This window comes from Brevundimonas sp. 01N35 (assembly GCF_056399785.1).
The window spans coordinates 291,808-308,326 of the sequence record NZ_JBFTRZ010000001.1 but is presented as its reverse complement, the minus strand read 5'-3'; the positions used below and the strand labels follow the sequence as shown (position 1 = coordinate 308,326).

Here is a 16,519-nt window from a genome sequence, read left to right as displayed (position 1 = left end):
CACTAAGAAGAAGCCTTGGGCGCCGCGTCAGCGGCGGCGTCCAAGGCCGCGATGTCGATCTTCTTCATCGTCATCATGGCCTCGAAGGCGGCCTTGGCGCGGGCGGGGTTGGGATCGTCGTAGAAGGCCATCAGGCGGCGCGGGGTGATCTGCCAGTTGACCCCCCAGCGATCCTTGCACCAGCCACACTGGCTTTCCTGACCGCCATTGCCGACGATGGCGTCCCACAGGCGGTCGGTCTCGGCCTGATCATCGGTCATGATCATGAAGGAGACGGCTTCGGTCTGCGGGAAGATCGGCCCGCCGTTCAGGCCCACATAGCGCCTTCCCGCCAAGGTGAAGTCGACCACCAGTTCGGCCCCCGCAGGGGATGAGGGGTTGTCCGAGGGGCTGGCGACGACGCGGTCGATGTGGCTGTCGGGCAGGCCGAGCGAGACGTAGAATTCGGCCGCCTTCTTCGCCTGACCCAGGTCGTACCAGATGCAGGGAATGATCTTGTCGGCCATGGCTCAACCGCCTCCCATCTGGGCGCTAAAGGCCTCGGGACCCTGGGCCGCGGCCTCCGGGTCCATCCACATGACCTCCCAGATGTGGCCGTCCGGGTCGGCGTAGCTGCGGCCGTACATGAAACCGTAGTCCTGAGTGGCGTTGGGATCGGCCTGACCGCCCGCTTTGGCGGCGCGTTCGACCACGGCGTCCACCGCCTCGCGGCTGTCCTCGGACACGCAGATCAGCACCTGGGCGGTCTTGTGCGCGTCGGGAATGGCGCGGTCGGTGAAGCTGGAGAACTTCTCGTGGGTCAGCAGCATGGCGTGGATGGTGTCCGAGAACACCAGGCAGGCGGCGGTCTCGTCCGAGAACAGGGGGTTCTTCGTCGCGCCGACGGCCTCATAGAAGGCGACGGAGCGTGGCAGGTCGGCGACAGGCAGGTTGATGAAAATCATCTTCATGGCGGTCCTCCCGGGATTGGCGTAACGCGGTCCTGTCGTTGTGTGGCGGGCCGCCGGCCAAGGCAAGCCTCCTGGGGCGACCGCACACAGGGCTGACGCCGGGATCTAGAGCCGGAACGGGCGTTTGGGATCGGGCGGTCCGCCGCCGCGCGGGCGCGTCACGCCCTCGGCGTCGTGCGGGGCGTGGCGGTCGATGTCGCCGGGATCCAGAGGGCCGCGTCCCGCCGCGATCTCAGCCCGCGAGGCGTGGTCCGTGGCCGGATCGACGCCGTAGGAGCCGGTGCGGGCGGGCGAGGGGGCGTCGCCGACGCCGCCGCTGGCCTGGTAGCGGCCCACCAGTTCGCCCTTGGCGATGGCGCAGCCCTTCAGCACGTTGACCAGCGTGGAAAGCGGCGTCTCGGGCGGCAGGTCGAGGCGGCGGTCCAGGGCGAACAGCTGGAAATGATAGTGGTGCGGTCCGTGTCCCGGCGGCGGGGCCATGCCCAGCCAATCGTGCTCGCCCCGCAGGTTGCGGCCCTGGACGGCGCCCGGCACGGACGACGGATGCGGCCCGGGCTCGACATGGGCGGGCAGGGCGTTGAGCTCGCCGGGGATGTTCCACACCATCCAGTGCACCGCCGGGTCTTCGCGCGGGGCGTCGGGGTCCTCGACGATCAGGGCGTAGGTCTCGGCCTCCAGCATTCCGCTCCAGGCCAGGGGCGGCGAGGTCGCGTCGCCCGCCGCGCTGTATTCAGCGCTGAGCCAGCCGTCGATGTCGACGGCGTCCGAGGTCAGCACCAAGGCGCCGCCCTGATAGGGCTGGACCTTCATGAAGGTGATCGAGTGACCCGAAGGGCCGGGATGCGACTGGGCCATGTGCGATCTCCATGCGAGGCGGCATGGAGGAAACGCGCCCGGGCGGCGATTGTTCTCCGCCGCCGTCAGGTCGGTTCGGTCAGACCAGCACGTCCAGCAGGGCTCCCATCATGTCGTCCGCGGTGCGGGCGACGGCGGCGTTGGCCGAGAAGTCGTGTTTGTCGCGGATCTGTTCGACGGCTTCGACCGCCAGATTGTCCAGCGAGCCCGAGGCCGTGCGGCGGGCGCTGGCCTCGAAGCGAGCGGCGGCGTTCTGCATTCCGGCGGCGGCGATGCTCAGGGGCGGGATCGTCATGAGAGTCTCCGGGGCGGCCTCCGGGCGCGAATGGGGCCTTGGCGACGGTCAGGATCGTGGCTTTGAGGTCAACGGCGCCTGAACAAGCGTGGTGAACGGCGGTCTTTTTCCGGAAACACGCCCCATCGGGGCCAATATTGGTGTATAAGTCGGGCCTCCTCATCGCCCGGCCGGCTGTTTGCCTTGGCCGGGCGCGGTCGTTTTGCGGCCGCCTTGCTCTTTTTCAGGTCGTATATGCCCTTTCCCGCGATCCACCCCGCGCTAGACCGCGCTCTCGTCAACAAGGGCTATGCTGAGCCCACGCCGGTCCAGGCGGCGGTTCTGGATGGGCACGGCGAGGCCGACATGCTGGTCTCGGCCCAGACCGGATCGGGCAAGACGGTGGCCTTCGGCCTGGCTGCCGCCACGACCCTGCTGGGCGAAAACGAAAGCTTCGGTCCCGCTGACGCGCCGCTGATGCTGGCCATCGCGCCGACGCGCGAACTGGCGCTGCAGGTCTCGGCCGAGCTGGAATGGCTGTACGGCCAGTCGGGCGCCAAGATCACCACCTGCGTCGGCGGCATGGACGCCCGCAAGGAAGCTCGCGCGCTGAACTTCGGCATCCACATCGTCGTCGGCACGCCCGGCCGCCTGAAGGACCACATCGATCGCGGCAACCTCGACCTGTCGGCGCTGAAGGTGCTGGTGCTCGACGAGGCCGACGAGATGCTCGACATGGGCTTCCGCGAGGACCTGGAATACATCCTGGAGCAGTCGCCGCCCGAGCGCCGCACCCTGCTGTTTTCGGCCACCATCGCCCGCGACATCGCCATGCTGGCCAAGCGTTATCAGCGCGACGCCGTGCGCATCGACACCGTCGACCGCAGCGCCCCGCACAGCGACATCGAATACCGCGCCCTGCGCATCGCCCCGAACGAGATCGAGCACGCCGTCGTCAACGTGTTGCGCTTCTACGAGGCGCCCGGCGCCCTGGTCTTCTGCTCGACCCGCGACAGCGTGCGTCACCTGCAGTCGTCGCTGCTGGAGCGCGGCTTCTCGACCGTGTCCCTGTCCGGCGAAATGGGCCAGCGCGAGCGCACCGACGCCCTGCAGGCCCTGCGTGACGGCCGCGCCCGCGTCTGCGTCGCCACCGACGTGGCCGCGCGCGGTCTGGACCTGCCCGACCTGGGTCTGGTCATCCACGCCGAACTGCCGATCAACAAGGCGACCATGCTGCACCGCTCGGGCCGTACCGGCCGCGCGGGCAAGAAGGGCGTCTCGATCCTGCTGGTGCCGCACACGCGCCGCCGCAAGGCTGAAATGCTGCTGAACTCGGCCGGGGTCGATGCGACCTGGGCCGGCGCTCCGACCGCCGACGAGATCCTGGCCAAGGATGAGACCCGCCTGCTGGGCGGCGACATCTTCGAACAGGACGTGAGCGAAGAGGACATGGTCCTGGCGCGCCGCCTGATGAGCGAGCGCACCGCCGACGAAATCGCCGCCGCCCTGATCCGCGTGATCAAGAAGGACCTGCCGGCGCCGGAGGAACTGCTCGATCCGGGCGCGATCCATCAGCCGCGCGCCCGCGAGCGCGGCGCGGCCGGTCAGGGCGAGGACTTCGCCGCGACGCCGTGGCCGGGCGACCGCCTGCAGGCCGACGAAGTCGTCTGGTTCCGCATGGATGTGGGCCGCAACAAGAACGCCGACCCGAAATGGCTGATCCCGCTGATCTGCCGCGTCGGTCACATCACCAAGAAGGAAATCGGCGCCATCCGGACCTTCCCGGACGAGACCCGCTTCGAGATCGCCAAGACCCACGAAGGCCTGTTCCGCGACGCCCTGAAGAACAGCCCGCGCGATGACGTCACCATCACCCCGTCGGAAGCCCCGACGCCGGGCGGCGGCGGCGGCTTCAAGAAGCCCTTCAAGAAGCGCGATGACGAGCGGGGCGGCGATCGCCCGGCCCGTCCGCCCTTCGCCAAGAAGCCCTTCAACCGCGACGAGCGCACCGGCGACGGCCCGCGCCCGGACTTCAAGAAGAAGCCCTACGCCCCGCGCACCGACGCTGAGCGCAGCGCCCCGCGCGCTGACGGCGACAAGCCCTATGCCAAGAAGCCCTTCGCTTCGAAGCCGGGCTTCAAGCCTGCTGGCAAGCCGGCCGGCGCCAAGCCGTTCCACAAGGCCGGCAAGCCCGGCAAGCGCTTCGACTGATCGCTGATCGCTGACTTGCCCCCGGCGCCGTCCGGGGGCAGGCTGCGGCAATGACCGCACGCGAACCCCAGGCTGGACGCCCAAAGGCTGACCGCGACACCGGGGGGCGATACGCCTCCTTTTCCGCGTTTTACCCTTACTACATCCACGAACATTCGAACCGCACCTGCCGCCGCATCCATGTGGTCGGGACCGGGCTGGTGATCACCGCCTTCCTGGCCTTCTGCGTCACGCGCAACGCCTGGTGGCTGCTGGCCATGCCGCTGGTCGGCTACGGCTTCGCCTGGGTGGGGCATTTCTTCTTCGAGAAGAACCGGCCGGCGACCTTCAGATATCCGCTGTGGAGCCTGATGGGCGACTTCCGTCTGTTCTTCGAGACGGTCAGCGGCAAGCGGCGGTTCTGAATCCTTTTTCCTCCCCACGGAGTGGGGAGGGGGACCGCGTAGCGGTGGAGGGGCTCGGTCGCGCCATGCGCCGGAAGCCCCTCGGTCTCGACGGCTGCGCCTCCGATCCACCTCCCCATGGAATGGGGGGGAGAAAACAAAAAGGCGACCGGATCGCTCCGGTCGCCTTTTTTGTCGGTGGGGCGAGGGGCCCTTAGTTCGAGGCCGTTTCCCAGGCCGGGGGGCAGCCGTCGAAGTCGCCGGCGTCGGCGATGGTCAGGGTCTTCATGTTCAGGCGCTGGGCCTGCTGCATCGAGCCTTTTCCGTTGCCGGTGAAGAGGTCGATCTTGGAGCCCTTGATCGCGCCGCCGGTGTCCGAGGCGTACCAGTAGCCGTCGTGGACTTCGCCGTTGGCCAGGCGCATGCCGACCGTTTCGCGGATGAACAGCTTGGTGCGACGAGGAATGACGCGGGGGTCGACGGCGACCGTGCGCATCGGCACTGGACGGCAGCCGAGCGAGTCGTTGCCCGAGGCGCCGCCGCCGCCGGCGTGATAGAGGCGGGCCGAGGCGCGCCAGTCGGGATCGCCCGCCATCAGCTCGGCCTGTTCGGCGGAGAGGGCGGTCGCATCGATGGAACTTTCAGCCGTCGCGGCGGTTTCCATTGCAGCCGTGTCGACAGCGACGACGGCCTCATAAGACGTAGGCTCTCCGGAACCGGAGAAGGCCATAGCCCAGAACATGGCAAGCGCGGCGGCTGTGTTCAGCATCGAACAAACTCAGGAAGCACCGGTCCCGACACGATCCGGCGCGGGGTTTTTGGCCGTAAATTGTGGCAAAAACGTGGCAAATGAGATCAGGCGCGACCCCACGTCACGATCATCGTTCGATTATCCCCCATGTTGATGAGCATATCGTACAAATGTCACAGCATATGTGGCAGCAACGAAATCAATATTCAGGCGATATAACTTCTATACTGCTGGGATGATCTGTTCGGTTAACACCTTAATCGGCTCGCGTAACACTTTATTTCCAAGAAATGCTCGCTCGGGTCCGCAGAAACCAGCTTGGCGACGACGGAAGAGATGAAGTTCGCCTTGACTGGAGGAGGCGGCGCAGATGGGCTAAGGCGTCGTTTCCCTTTCCTTTTTCGCCGGTGTCCCATGAAGCGCCTGATGATCGCCGCCGCCGCCCTGTTGCTGGTTTCGGCCCCCGCCATGAACGTCGGCGCCTGGGGCAACACGGGCCACCGTCTGATCGGCGTCGCCGCCATGCGCGGGCTGAGCGACGATCTGCCGGCCTTCCTCAAGACCCCGGCCGCCATCGCCGACATCGGCGAACTGGCGCGCGAGCCCGACCGCTGGAAGGGCGCCGGCCAGCCGCACGACCGCGAGCGCGACACCGCCCACTTCATCGATCTGGACGACAACGGCTTCACCATGAACGCCAAGGGGCCGTCCATCGACACCCTGCCGCGTCTCAAGTCCGAATTCGACGCCGCGCTGACGACGGCGGGCCTCAGCGTCAACGACGCCGGCTACCTGCCCTACGCCGTGATGGACGCCTATCAGAACCTGGGCCGCGACTTCGCCTACTGGCGCGTGCTGAACGCGGCCGAGGCGCGCGAGACGGATCCCGGCAAGAAGGCCTGGTACCGCGCCGACCGCGAACGCCGCGAAGCCCTGATCCTGCGCGACATCGGCGTTCTGGCCCACTATGTCGGCGACGGCTCGCAGCCGCACCACCTGTCGATCCACTTCAACGGCTGGGGCGATTATCCGAACCCGGAAGGCTTCACCAATTCGCGTCGCACCCACGGCCTGTTCGAGGGCGAGTTCGCCTCGCGCGTCGCGCGTCTGGACATGATCGAGGCGGCGATGACCCAGCCGCAGCTCGCCGGCCTCGACCTGCGCGCCCGCACGACCGGCTATCTGAAGACGACGCTGGGCACGGTCATTCCCTTCTATCGTCTGGAGAAGGCGGGCGGGTTCAACGGCGCCGATCCGCGCGGCGCGGCCTTCGTGACCGAGCGTCTGGCGGCGGGCGCCTCGGAACTGCGCGACCTGATTATCCTGAGCTGGCGCGAAAGCGGCTCGGCTTCCGTCGGCTGGCCCGCCGTCAAGGTGGCGGAGGTCGAGGCCGGCACGGCCGACCCGTGGATCTCGATGATCGGCGAGGACTAAATCTTCCCTTCTCCCCTTGCGGGAGAAGCGGGGCCCGAAGGGCTCGGATGAGGGGGTTCTCGACGCTCGAAAGGGATGAGGCGGTTTGCGGCGACGCGACCCCTCATCCGTCTGGCTTCGCCAGCCACCTTCTCCCGCAGGGGGAGAAGGATTCGTAGGGCGCTAACGCCCTTCGGGCTGCTTGAGCGCCTTCTCCCGCAAGGGGAGAAGGATTCTTGGAGCGCTAACGCCTGCGGCTGCTTGAGCGCCTTCTCCCGCAAGAGGAGAAGGACTATGCAGCGCCCCATGACTGAACTCACGCCCCCCGTCGTCATCCTCGACAAGTCCCAGATGGCCGAGAACATCGGCGCGGTCGCCCGCGTCATGGCCAATTTCGGCCTGTCGGAACTGCGGCTGGTCACGCCGCGCGACGGCTGGCCCCAGGAACGCGCCTGGGCCACGGCCTCGGGCGCCGACTGGGTGCTGGAGGGCGTGAAGGTCTTCGACAGCGTGGCCGAGGCCGTGCACGACCTGAACACCGTATTCGCCACCACCGCCCGCCCGCGTGAGACGCGCCAGCCGGTGCGCACCCCGCGCGAGAGCGCCCGCATCCTCTATGACGACACGGCCTCGGGGTTGAAGACCGGCCTGCTGTTCGGCGGCGAGCGCGCCGGGCTGGAGACCACCGACATCGCCCTGTGCGCCGGGATCACCACCATCCCCATCGACCCCCGGCACCATTCGCTGAACCTGGCCCAGGCCGTGGCCATCAACGCCTATGAGTGGCGCACCCTGATCCTCGACGCCCCGCCGCCGCGCTTCCGCGAGGGCGAGCCGCCCGCGTCGAACGAACTGCTGGTCGGCATGTACGAACATTTCGAGGCGGAACTGGACGCCGGCGGCTTCTTCCACCCGCCCGAGAAGAAGCCGTCGATGAGCCAGAACCTGCGCGTCATGCTGGGCCGCGCCGCCTTCACCGAGCAGGAAGTCGCCACCATGCGCGGCGCCATCCACGCCCTGGCCAAGGGCCGGGGTCGGGTGCTGGCCAAGCTGGCGGAAAAGCGCGCGGCGGAAGCGAAGAAGGACGAGTAGAGCGCTCCTCCATTGCCGTCATCCCGGGGCGCGCAGCGAACCCGGGATCCAGGCGCTGGAAGCATCACCGCCTTGTCCTGTCGCCGCCCCGCGTGTTGAACAGCCTGGGTTCCGGGTTCGGCTGCGCCGCCCCGGAATGACGGCGGAGGTTTTATGAAGACGGTTCTGGTCTACCCCCTGGCCGCGCTGGCCGAGATCGGCGGCTGCTTCGCCTTCTGGGCCTGGCTGAAGCTGGATCGGTCGCCGTGGTGGCTGGTCCCGGGCGTGGTCAGCCTGATCGTCTTCGCCTGGCTGCTGACCCTGGCGCCTAGCGAGGCGGCGGGGCGGGCGTTCGCGGCCTATGGCGGGGTCTATATCTGCGCCTCGCTGGCGTGGATGGCGTTGGTCGAGAAGACGACGCCGGACCGCTGGGACCTGATCGGCGGGACGGTCTGCCTGATCGGGGCGGGGGTCATCCTGTTCGGGCCGCGCGGCTAGAGCGCCCGTTTTCCTCATCCGTCATCCTCGGCACAAGGCCGAGGATGACGCTGATGGGTGCGGCTAGAGGCTGGCGAAGAAGGCGGGCACGGCCTCGGTGGCGGGGCCATAGACGCCCTCGTCGAACAGGCGGGCGCCTTGCGTCGGCTCCAGATTGATCTCGACCGTCCGCGCCCCGGCCATCCGCGCCGACTGCACGAAGCCCGCCGCCGGATAGACGGCGCCCGAGGTGCCGATGGAGACGAACAGGTCGCACCGCTCCAGCGCCGCCTCGATCCGCTCCATCGCCAGCGGAATCTCCCCGAACCAGACGATGTGCGGGCGCAACACGCCTTGCGGGTGATGCGGCGAGGGGTGCTCGGCCTCCAGTTCACCCGTCCACTCGCACACGGCGCCCGACGCGGTGCAGCGCGCCTTCAGCAGCTCGCCGTGCATATGGATCAGCTCGAACCCGGAGGCGGGCGGCGTCTTGACGTGCGCCCGGTCGTGCAGATCGTCGACGTTCTGCGTCACCAGCAGCAGGTCGCCGTCCCAGCGCGCCGCCAGATCGGCCAGGGCCCGGTGCGCGGCGTTGGGCCGGACCTCGGCCAACTGACGGCGACGCAGGTTGTAGAAGTCCTGCACCAGGGCTGGGTCAGCCGCGAACCCCTCGGGCGTCGCCACCGCCTCGATGCGATGGCCGCACCACAGGCCGTCAGAGGCGCGGAAGGTCGGCACGCCGCTCTCGGCCGAAACGCCGGCGCCGGTCAGGATGACAAGGTTCTTGTGGGTCATGGCCGCAGTTAAGCCCTTCTCCCCCTGCGGGAGAAGGCGCTCAAGCAGCCGAAGGCGTTAGCGCGCTAAATCCTTCTCCCCTTGCGGGAGAAGGTGGCCCGCGCAGCGGGTCGGATGAGGGGTCTTGCGGGCCGTGGCCGTTTGCGGGGTTGAAACTGGTCGCCGCCGGTGCGACCCCTCATCCGTCGGCCTGCGGCCGCCACCTTCTCCCGCAAGGGGAGAAGGGAAGAGACTGAAGAGACCAAGGACTGCTCCCATGAAGACCCGCGCCGCCGTCGCGTTCGAAGCCAAACGTCCGCTCGAGATCGTCGAGGTTGACCTGGAGGGGCCGCGCGCCGGCGAGGTGCTGATCGAGATCAAGGCGACGGGGGTCTGCCACACCGACGCCTATACGCTGGACGGCCTGGACTCGGAGGGCATCTTTCCCTCGATCCTGGGCCACGAGGGCGCGGGCGTGGTGGTCGAGGTCGGGCCGGGCGTGACCAGCTTGGCCGTCGGCGACCACGTCATCCCGCTGTACACGCCGGAATGCCGCCAGTGTAAGTCGTGCCTGAGCCGCAAGACCAACCTCTGCACCTCGATCCGCGCCACCCAGGGCAAGGGCCTGATGCCCGACGGCACCTCGCGCTTTTCCTACAAGGGCCAGGCCATCGCCCACTACATGGGCTGCTCGACCTTCTCGAACTACACGGTCCTGCCCGAGATTGCGGTGGCCAAGATCCGCAAGGACGCTCCCTTCGACAAGGCCTGCTACATCGGCTGCGGCGTGACGACGGGCGTGGGCGCCGTGGTCAACACGGCCAAGGTCGAGCCGGGCGCCAACGCCGTGGTCTTCGGCCTGGGCGGCATCGGCCTGAACGTCATCCAGGGGCTGAAGCTGGTCGGGGCCGACATGATCGTCGGCGTCGACATCAACGGCGACAAGGAAGAATGGGGCCGTCGCTTCGGCATGACCCACTTCGTCAATCCCAAGGACACGCCCGATGTGGTGGCGCGTCTGGTCGAGCTGACCGACGGCGGCGCCGACTACACCTTTGACTGCACCGGCAACACCGTGGTCATGCGTCAGGCGCTGGAAGCCTGCCACCGCGGCTGGGGCGAGAGCATCGTCATCGGCGTGGCCGAGGCGGGCAAGGAGATCTCGACCCGTCCGTTCCAGCTGGTCACCGGCCGCGTCTGGAAGGGCTCGGCCTTCGGCGGCGCGCGCGGCCGCACCGACACGCCCAAGATCGTCGACTGGTACATGGACGGCAAGATCGAGATCGACCCGATGATCACCCACACCCTGCCGCTGGAACGCATCAACGAGGCCTTCGACCTGATGCACGCGGGCGAAAGCATCCGTTCGGTCATCGTCTTCTAAACAGCGTTGCCAAAAGAAACTTAGTCGGCATAGGTTGCGGCGCCCGGCGAACCGGCCGGGCGCATCTTCGGGAGGAAGTTCATGTTCACGCACATCACGCTCGGCGCCAACGACGTCGAGGCGTCGCGTAAATTCTATGACGCCGTGTTCGGCGTTCTGGGTCTGGAGCCGGGCGCGGCCGATCCCAAGGGCCGCTACTGGTGGCGCACGGCGCGCGGCGCCTTCGCGGTCGGCAAGCCGATCGACGGTGAGGCGGCCTGTCACGCCAACGGCGGCACCGTCGGCTTTGCGGCGGCCAGCCCCGAGGCGGTCGTCGCCTTCGCCCAGGCGGGGGTCGAGGCCGGCGGCACGGCCATCGAGGACCCGGCGGGTCCGCGCGACACCCCCTTCGGCAAGATGCACCTGGCCTATCTGCGCGATCCGTCGGGCAACAAGATCTGCGCCGTTCACCGGCCGGGCTGAGGACTGAAACGATGAAGAAGGCGGCGACCGCGTCGATCATGGCCGTTCTGGCCGTCATGGCGCTCGCCGCCTGCAACCGGGGCGAGCCTGCGCCTGCTCGGGTCGAGGTCCCGGCAGAGCCCTGGGTCCAGAAGGAGGTGGTGCTCTACCTCCCTGACCGGATACTGAAGCAGCGGACCGAGGTTTCCGATCTTGCGCCCTATTTGCGCGGGGCGGGGGCCGCAGCTGCGGCCGCCGCTAAGACCCAACCGATGCAGCCCGGCGCCTCGGGCATGTTGCTGCTGATGGTCAAGCCGGGCGGCCGGTCGAAAGCTTGGATTGTCACTGGCGAACCTGCCCTGAAGCCCGAGGTGGCCGACGCCGTCATCCGCCGGGTTGAGGCGGTCCCGGCGCCGACCGTGCGCGAGGGGCCGATCCTGATCGGGCTGGAATTCGACGCCTGGGGCGGCGGCGCGGCGCCGGCCAGCGGGTGGCCGCCGATCCCGCGCGATTGGTATGCGCACTTCCCTAAGGACGGGGGCGCTCTGGACGACGCCCTGCTCGCGAAAGTCTGGCCCGAATGATGGAAACCACCAAGACCCACGTCGTCCACGGCGGCACGCTGCGCTATCTGAAGCACGACAGCGCGACCACCGGCACGCCCATGACCCTGTCGGTCTTCGTTCCGGCGGGCGAGGGGCCGTTTCCCGTCCTGATCTGGCTGTCCGGCCTGACCTGCACCGAGGACAATTTCACCACCAAGGCCGGGGCCTACAAGGCCGCCGCCGAGCACGGCGTCATCATCGTGGCGCCGGACACTTCGCCGCGCGGCGAAGGCGTGGCCGACGATCCCGCCTATGATCTGGGTCAGGGCGCGGGCTTCTACGTCGATGCGACGCAGGCGCCCTGGGCGCCGCATTTCCGCATGGAAAGCTACGTCACCGGCGAACTGATCGCCCTGATCGACGCCGCGTTCCCGACGACCAGGACGCGTTCGATCTTTGGCCACTCGATGGGCGGGCACGGGGCGCTGACCCTGGCCCTGCGCCACCCCGACCTGTTCAAGTCGGTTTCGGCCTTCGCGCCGATTGCGTCGCCGACGCGCTGCGCCTGGGGCGAGAAGGCGTTCAGCGCCTACCTGGGCGAGGATCGCGGCCAGTGGGATCGTCACGATGCGGCCAAGCTGATCGAGAGCGGCGCGGCGGCAGGCGTGTTCGACGACATCCTGGTCGATCAGGGCGACGCCGATCCCTTCCTGACCGACCAGTTGAAGCCCGAACTTCTGGTCGCGGCGGCCAAGGCGGCGGGACAGGCGCTTACCCTGCGGATGCAGCCGGGCTATGATCACTCATACTTCTTCATGGCCAGCTTCGTGGACGACCACGTGGCCTTCCATGCCTCCCGCCTGAAAGCCTGAGACTTCATGACCGACGCCGCCCCCAATTTCGACCACGTGGACTTCGACGCCCTGTTCGCCGCCCTGTGCAGCGAGGTGGGCTTCTGCCTGCATGAGAAGGGTCAGAAGAAGGTGGTCGAGGCCCTGCCCAAGGGTCTGGACGCGGCGGTGAAGGCGGTGCTGGCCGCCGACGGCGTGGACGAACCCAATGCGCCAGGCGACCTGAAGAAGGCCGTGCGCGACTGCCTCAAGGCCCACGTCCAGCCCGGCTGACCCCATCGAGGGCGGCGGACAGCCGAAACTTCATCCGTATCGGAACGGTGACGCCTTGCGGGGCGGCGTCGCTTCGATAGTGTCCCCTCCCATCGCTTTTGGGAGGAAGCCCGATGCTGGATCGCCGCCGCCTGTTGATGACCGCCGCCATGGGGGGCGCCTTCGCCGCCTCGGGCGCCGCCCGCGCCCTGGCGCAGACCGCCGCGCCCGCTGCCCAGGCGGCCGGCCCCGCCTCGGCCCAGTTCCTGGCCCTGCTGGACAAGATCGCGCAGGAGATGATCCTGTCCGACCCCGAGACCCTGACCATGCTGGGCATGGACCGGGGGCCGATGGCGGCCGCCCGCTTCAAGCTGAGCGACCGGTCCCAGGCCAAGATCGACGCCGACAAGGCCAAGTTCTTCGACGGCATGAAGGCGATGAAGGCCGTCGACCGGTCGCAACTGACCGCCGACGAGCAGACCTATTACGACTCGCTGGAGTTCTTCGGCGACACCACGCTCGAGGGGGACCGCTTCCCCTATGGCGGCGGCCTGTTCCCCTCGCCCTATACGGTCAGCCAGTTGGGCGGCGCCTATCAGGGCGTGCCGGACTTCATGGACAGTCAGCACCGGATCGAGACCGCCGACGACGCCGAGGCCTATCTGTCGCGCCTGTCGGACTTCGCCAGGGGGCTGGACGCCGAGCGGGCGCGGATGCAGGCCGACTTCGCCGCCGGGGCCGTGCCGCCGGACTTCGTCATCGACCGCACCCTGGCCCAGATGGCGTCGCTGACCGGAACCGCCGTGGCGGATTCGGTCATGAGCCAGTCGCTGGCCCGCCGCACGGCCGAGAAGAACATCCCCGGCGACTGGGCCGCGCGGGCCCAGGCCATCCTGACGGCGGAAGTCTATCCGGCGGTTCAGCGTCAGGCCGACGCCTTCAAGGCGGTGCGGCCCGGCGCGACCCATGACGGCGGCGCCTGGCGTCTGCCCGACGGCGAGGCCTACTACCGCTTCGGCCTGCAGTTCTACACCACCTCCTCGATGACGCCGGACGAGGTGCATCAGATGGGGCTGGAGCAGGTGGCCGAGATTTCGGCCCGCGCCGACGCCCTGCTGAAGGCGCAAGGCATGACGCAGGGGTCGGTCGGCGCCCGTATCGCCGCCTTGGGCAAGGAGCCGCGCTTCGTCTATCCGAACACGGACGAAGCCAAGGCGGAACTGCTGAAGGCGCTGAACGCCCAGATGGCGGACATGCAGGCGCGCCTGCCGGACTACTTCGGCCGCCTGCCGAAATCGCCGGTCGAGATCCGCCGCGTGCCGGTCGCCATCGAGGCTGGAGCGCCGGGCGGCTATTACCAGTCGCCCGCCTTGGACGGCTCGCGTCCGGGCGCCTACTACATCAACCTGCGCGACACGGCGGAATGGCCCAAGTGGACCCTGCCGACCCTGACCTATCACGAGGCGGTTCCGGGCCATCACCATCAGATCGCTCTGCAGCAGGAGAAGCCGGACACCCCGCTGCTGATGAAGGTCATGGGCTTCTCGGCCTATTCCGAGGGTTGGGGCCTGTATTCCGAACAACTGGCCGACGAGATGGGGGTCTATGAAAACGACCCCTTCGGCAAGATCGGCTATCTGCAGTCGCTGATGTTCCGCGCCGCGCGTCTGGTGGTTGACTCCGGTCTGCACCACAAGCGCTGGAGCCGGGAGCAAGGCATCCGCTACATGGTCGACACTCTGGGCGATCAGGAAACCAGCATCGCCACCGAGGTCGAACGTTATTGTGTCTGGCCGGGTCAGGCCGCTAGCTACAAGGTCGGCCACACCACCTGGGTCAAGCTGCGTGAAGACGCCAAGGCGCGTCTGGGAAGCCGCTTCGACATCAAGGGCTTCCATGACACGGGCCTGAATCTGGGCGGCGTGCCGCTGACGGTGCTGGAGCGGACCATGACCGCCTGGACGCCCGTCTAGGCTTTTGAACCACGGGCGCGCCGGCCCGACAATTTGTCTGAGTGTGAGGGGGCGCGCGGCGTCGCGCCGTCCTCGTCGGGGAGTAAAGACCATGATCGACCGCCGCCGCCTTCTGCTGACCGCCGCCGCCACGGCCGCGGTCGCGCCCTCTCTCGCCCATGCGGCCGCCAAGGACGCGGACGGGCGGCTAAACGCCCTGCTGGACGGCTGGTTCGAGGCCGACATCGACGAGGCGCCCGAGCGCGCCACCAACCTGGGCCTCGACCGCGGCGCCCGCGCCGGTCTGTCGTCCAGGCTGAGCGAGGCCGGTCCGGACGCCATTCGCAAGGACCGCGACAAGGCGATCAGCCGCTGGGCCAGCTTGCGCGCCTTCGATCAGACGGGTCTCTCAGAGGCGGGCGCCCTGAACTACGCCATCTCCGCCTTCGGGCGCGAGACCTCGGCCGAGACGTCGCGCTTCGCCTATGGCGCCGGGCCGGGCCGTCCGTCGCCCTATGTCGTGACCCAGCTGTCGGGCGGCTATTTCGAGACGCCGGACTTCATGGACAACCAGCACCGGGTCGAGGAGGCGGCCGGCGCCGACGCCTTCCTGTCGCGCCTGTCGGCCTTCGCCGGGGTGCTGGACGGCGAGACGGAGAAGGTGCGCGAGGACGCCGGCCTGGGCGTCATCCCGCCGGACTTCATCCTGGACCGCGCCCTGCCGCAGATCCGCACCCTGCGCGATACGACCGCCGCCGACATGGCCATGATCAAGTCGCTGGCCCGGAAGACCGCCGCCCTGAACCTGTCCGGCTATGACGCGCGCGCCGCCGCCATCGTCGATCAGCAGGTCAAGCCGGCCCTGGCCCGTCAGGTCGCGGCGCTGGAGGCCATCCGCCCGCAGGCCACCCACGACGCCGGGGTCTGGCGCCTGCCCGACGGCGAGGCCTTCTACGCCAACGGCCTGAAGTCGAACACGACCACCACCCTGAGCGCCGCCGAAATCCACAGGATGGGCAAGGCGCAGGTGGCCGAGATCAGCGCCGAGATCGACGTCATCCTGAAGGCGCAGGGCTATACCCACGGCACGGTCGGCGAGCGGATTCAGGCCCTGAACAAGGACCCGGCGCAGCTCTTCCCCAACACCGATGCGGGCAAGGAGGAACTGCTGGTCTGGCTGAACCAACTGGTCGCCGATCTGGAGCCCAAGCTGCCGACCGTCTTCGGCCGTCTGCCGAAATCCCACGTCGAGATCCGTCGCGTGCCGCCCTCGATCCAGTCGGGCGCGCCGGGCGGCTATTATCAGGGGCCGCCGCTGGATGGCTCGCGTCCGGGCGCCTACTACATCAACCTGCGCGACAGCGGGAACTGGCCGCGCTTCGCCCTGCCGACCCTGACCTATCACGAGGCCTCGCCGGGCCACCACCTGCAGGTCGCCCTGCAGCGCGAGTCGGGCGAACTGCCGCAGTGGCGCCGGGCGGGCGGCTTCTCGGCCTATAACGAGGGCTGGGCCCTGTATACGGAGGCGGTCGCCGCCAACGATCTGAACGCCTACGCCGACAATCCGCTGGGCCGCGTCGGCTTCCTGATGTCCTACCTGTTCCGGGCGGTGCGTCTGGTGGTCGACACCGGTCTGCACTCCGAACGCTGGAGCCGCGAACAGGCGGTCGAATACATGGCGGCCTCGGGCGCCAAGCCGCTGGACGCCTCGAACAGCGAGATCAACCGCTACACCGTCTGGCCGGGCCAGGCCTGTTCCTACAAGGTCGGCCACACGGTCATCGCCCGTCTGAGGAAGGATGCCGAGGCCAAGCCCGGCTTCGACCTGCGCGCCTTCCACGACAAGGTGCTGATGAACGGCTCCCTGCCGCTGGCGGTGCTGGAAGCCCAGATGCGCGGCTGACGGCCGCCATCGACTGAAGAACGGCCCGGGCG

18 protein-coding genes are annotated in these 16,519 nt (G+C 68.4%); 12 read left to right on the top strand and 6 right to left on the bottom strand.

The window, feature by feature from the left end; genetic code table 11:
- Positions 1-2 precede the first annotated feature (2 nt).
- The 4 genes from AC1DJ5_RS01490 to AC1DJ5_RS01475 form a co-directional block, all read right to left on the bottom strand.
- Complete coding sequence (locus AC1DJ5_RS01490; RefSeq protein ID WP_477019447.1) at positions 3-506, bottom strand: VOC family protein; 504 nt, start codon at positions 504-506, stop codon at positions 3-5.
- A 3-nt stretch (positions 507-509) separates the two neighbouring features.
- A complete protein-coding gene (locus AC1DJ5_RS01485; protein WP_441454069.1) occupies positions 510-950 on the bottom strand; it encodes a VOC family protein in 441 nt (146 codons plus the stop codon).
- 105 nt (positions 951-1,055) lie between these two features.
- Complete coding sequence (locus tag AC1DJ5_RS01480; RefSeq protein WP_477019446.1) at positions 1,056-1,805, bottom strand: YbhB/YbcL family Raf kinase inhibitor-like protein; 750 nt, start codon at positions 1,803-1,805, stop codon at positions 1,056-1,058.
- A 79-nt stretch (positions 1,806-1,884) separates the two neighbouring features.
- On the bottom strand, positions 1,885-2,100 hold the full coding sequence (locus AC1DJ5_RS01475) for a flagellar hook protein FlgE (protein ID WP_477019445.1): 216 nt from the start codon (positions 2,098-2,100) through the stop codon (positions 1,885-1,887).
- Between the two features lie 234 nt (positions 2,101-2,334).
- Between AC1DJ5_RS01475 and AC1DJ5_RS01470 the strand changes: the two genes are divergently transcribed.
- Positions 2,335-4,290, top strand: a complete 1,956-nt coding sequence (locus AC1DJ5_RS01470) for a DEAD/DEAH box helicase (protein WP_477019444.1) — start codon at positions 2,335-2,337, stop codon at positions 4,288-4,290.
- A 50-nt stretch (positions 4,291-4,340) separates the two neighbouring features.
- Positions 4,341-4,694, top strand: a complete 354-nt coding sequence (locus AC1DJ5_RS01465) for an Mpo1-like protein (RefSeq protein ID WP_477019443.1) — start codon at positions 4,341-4,343, stop codon at positions 4,692-4,694.
- Between the two features lie 193 nt (positions 4,695-4,887).
- Here the strand turns inward: AC1DJ5_RS01465 and AC1DJ5_RS01460 are convergent, their stop codons facing one another.
- Positions 4,888-5,442: a 3D domain-containing protein gene (locus AC1DJ5_RS01460; protein ID WP_477019442.1), complete on the bottom strand. Its 555-nt coding sequence runs from the start codon at positions 5,440-5,442 to the stop codon at positions 4,888-4,890.
- Between the two features lie 408 nt (positions 5,443-5,850).
- On the opposite strand from AC1DJ5_RS01460, the gene AC1DJ5_RS01455 reads away from it, so the two are divergent.
- The 3 genes from AC1DJ5_RS01455 (at position 5,851) to AC1DJ5_RS01445 (ending at position 8,406) form a co-directional block, all read left to right on the top strand.
- On the top strand, positions 5,851-6,858 hold the full coding sequence (locus tag AC1DJ5_RS01455) for a phospholipase C/P1 nuclease family protein (RefSeq protein ID WP_477019441.1): 1,008 nt from the start codon (positions 5,851-5,853) through the stop codon (positions 6,856-6,858).
- Positions 6,859-7,143: 285 nt separating this feature from the next.
- Complete coding sequence (locus AC1DJ5_RS01450; protein WP_477019440.1) at positions 7,144-7,929, top strand: RNA methyltransferase; 786 nt, start codon at positions 7,144-7,146, stop codon at positions 7,927-7,929.
- Positions 7,930-8,082: 153 nt separating this feature from the next.
- The gene (locus AC1DJ5_RS01445) at positions 8,083-8,406 is read left to right on the top strand and encodes a YnfA family protein (RefSeq protein ID WP_477019439.1); all 324 of its coding nucleotides are present in this window, start codon (positions 8,083-8,085) and stop codon (positions 8,404-8,406) included.
- 63 nt (positions 8,407-8,469) lie between these two features.
- Here the strand turns inward: AC1DJ5_RS01445 and AC1DJ5_RS01440 are convergent, their stop codons facing one another.
- A complete protein-coding gene (locus AC1DJ5_RS01440) occupies positions 8,470-9,180 on the bottom strand; it encodes an NAD-dependent deacylase (protein ID WP_477019438.1) in 711 nt (236 codons plus the stop codon).
- A 256-nt stretch (positions 9,181-9,436) separates the two neighbouring features.
- Between AC1DJ5_RS01440 and AC1DJ5_RS01435 the strand changes: the two genes are divergently transcribed.
- The 7 genes from AC1DJ5_RS01435 to AC1DJ5_RS01405 all read left to right on the top strand — a co-directional run bounded on the left by AC1DJ5_RS01435 (position 9,437) and on the right by AC1DJ5_RS01405 (position 16,487).
- The gene (locus AC1DJ5_RS01435) at positions 9,437-10,543 is read left to right on the top strand and encodes an S-(hydroxymethyl)glutathione dehydrogenase/class III alcohol dehydrogenase (RefSeq protein WP_441454048.1); all 1,107 of its coding nucleotides are present in this window, start codon (positions 9,437-9,439) and stop codon (positions 10,541-10,543) included.
- Between the two features lie 81 nt (positions 10,544-10,624).
- Positions 10,625-11,005, top strand: a complete 381-nt coding sequence (locus AC1DJ5_RS01430; protein WP_477019437.1) for a VOC family protein — start codon at positions 10,625-10,627, stop codon at positions 11,003-11,005.
- An 11-nt stretch (positions 11,006-11,016) separates the two neighbouring features.
- Positions 11,017-11,568 (top strand): hypothetical protein, encoded by a 552-nt coding sequence (locus AC1DJ5_RS01425; protein WP_477019436.1) that lies wholly within the window; start codon positions 11,017-11,019, stop codon positions 11,566-11,568.
- Positions 11,568-12,401 (top strand): S-formylglutathione hydrolase, encoded by an 834-nt coding sequence (fghA, locus tag AC1DJ5_RS01420; protein WP_477019479.1) that lies wholly within the window; start codon positions 11,568-11,570, stop codon positions 12,399-12,401. The genes AC1DJ5_RS01425 and fghA overlap by 1 nt, the downstream gene beginning before the upstream one ends.
- Positions 12,402-12,407: 6 nt before the next feature.
- Positions 12,408-12,653, top strand: a complete 246-nt coding sequence (locus AC1DJ5_RS01415) for a hypothetical protein (protein ID WP_477019435.1) — start codon at positions 12,408-12,410, stop codon at positions 12,651-12,653.
- A 113-nt stretch (positions 12,654-12,766) separates the two neighbouring features.
- On the top strand, positions 12,767-14,605 hold the full coding sequence (locus tag AC1DJ5_RS01410; protein WP_477019434.1) for a DUF885 domain-containing protein: 1,839 nt from the start codon (positions 12,767-12,769) through the stop codon (positions 14,603-14,605).
- Between the two features lie 91 nt (positions 14,606-14,696).
- The gene (locus AC1DJ5_RS01405) at positions 14,697-16,487 is read left to right on the top strand and encodes a DUF885 domain-containing protein (RefSeq protein WP_477019433.1); all 1,791 of its coding nucleotides are present in this window, start codon (positions 14,697-14,699) and stop codon (positions 16,485-16,487) included.
- The last annotated feature ends 32 nt before the right edge of the window (positions 16,488-16,519 follow it).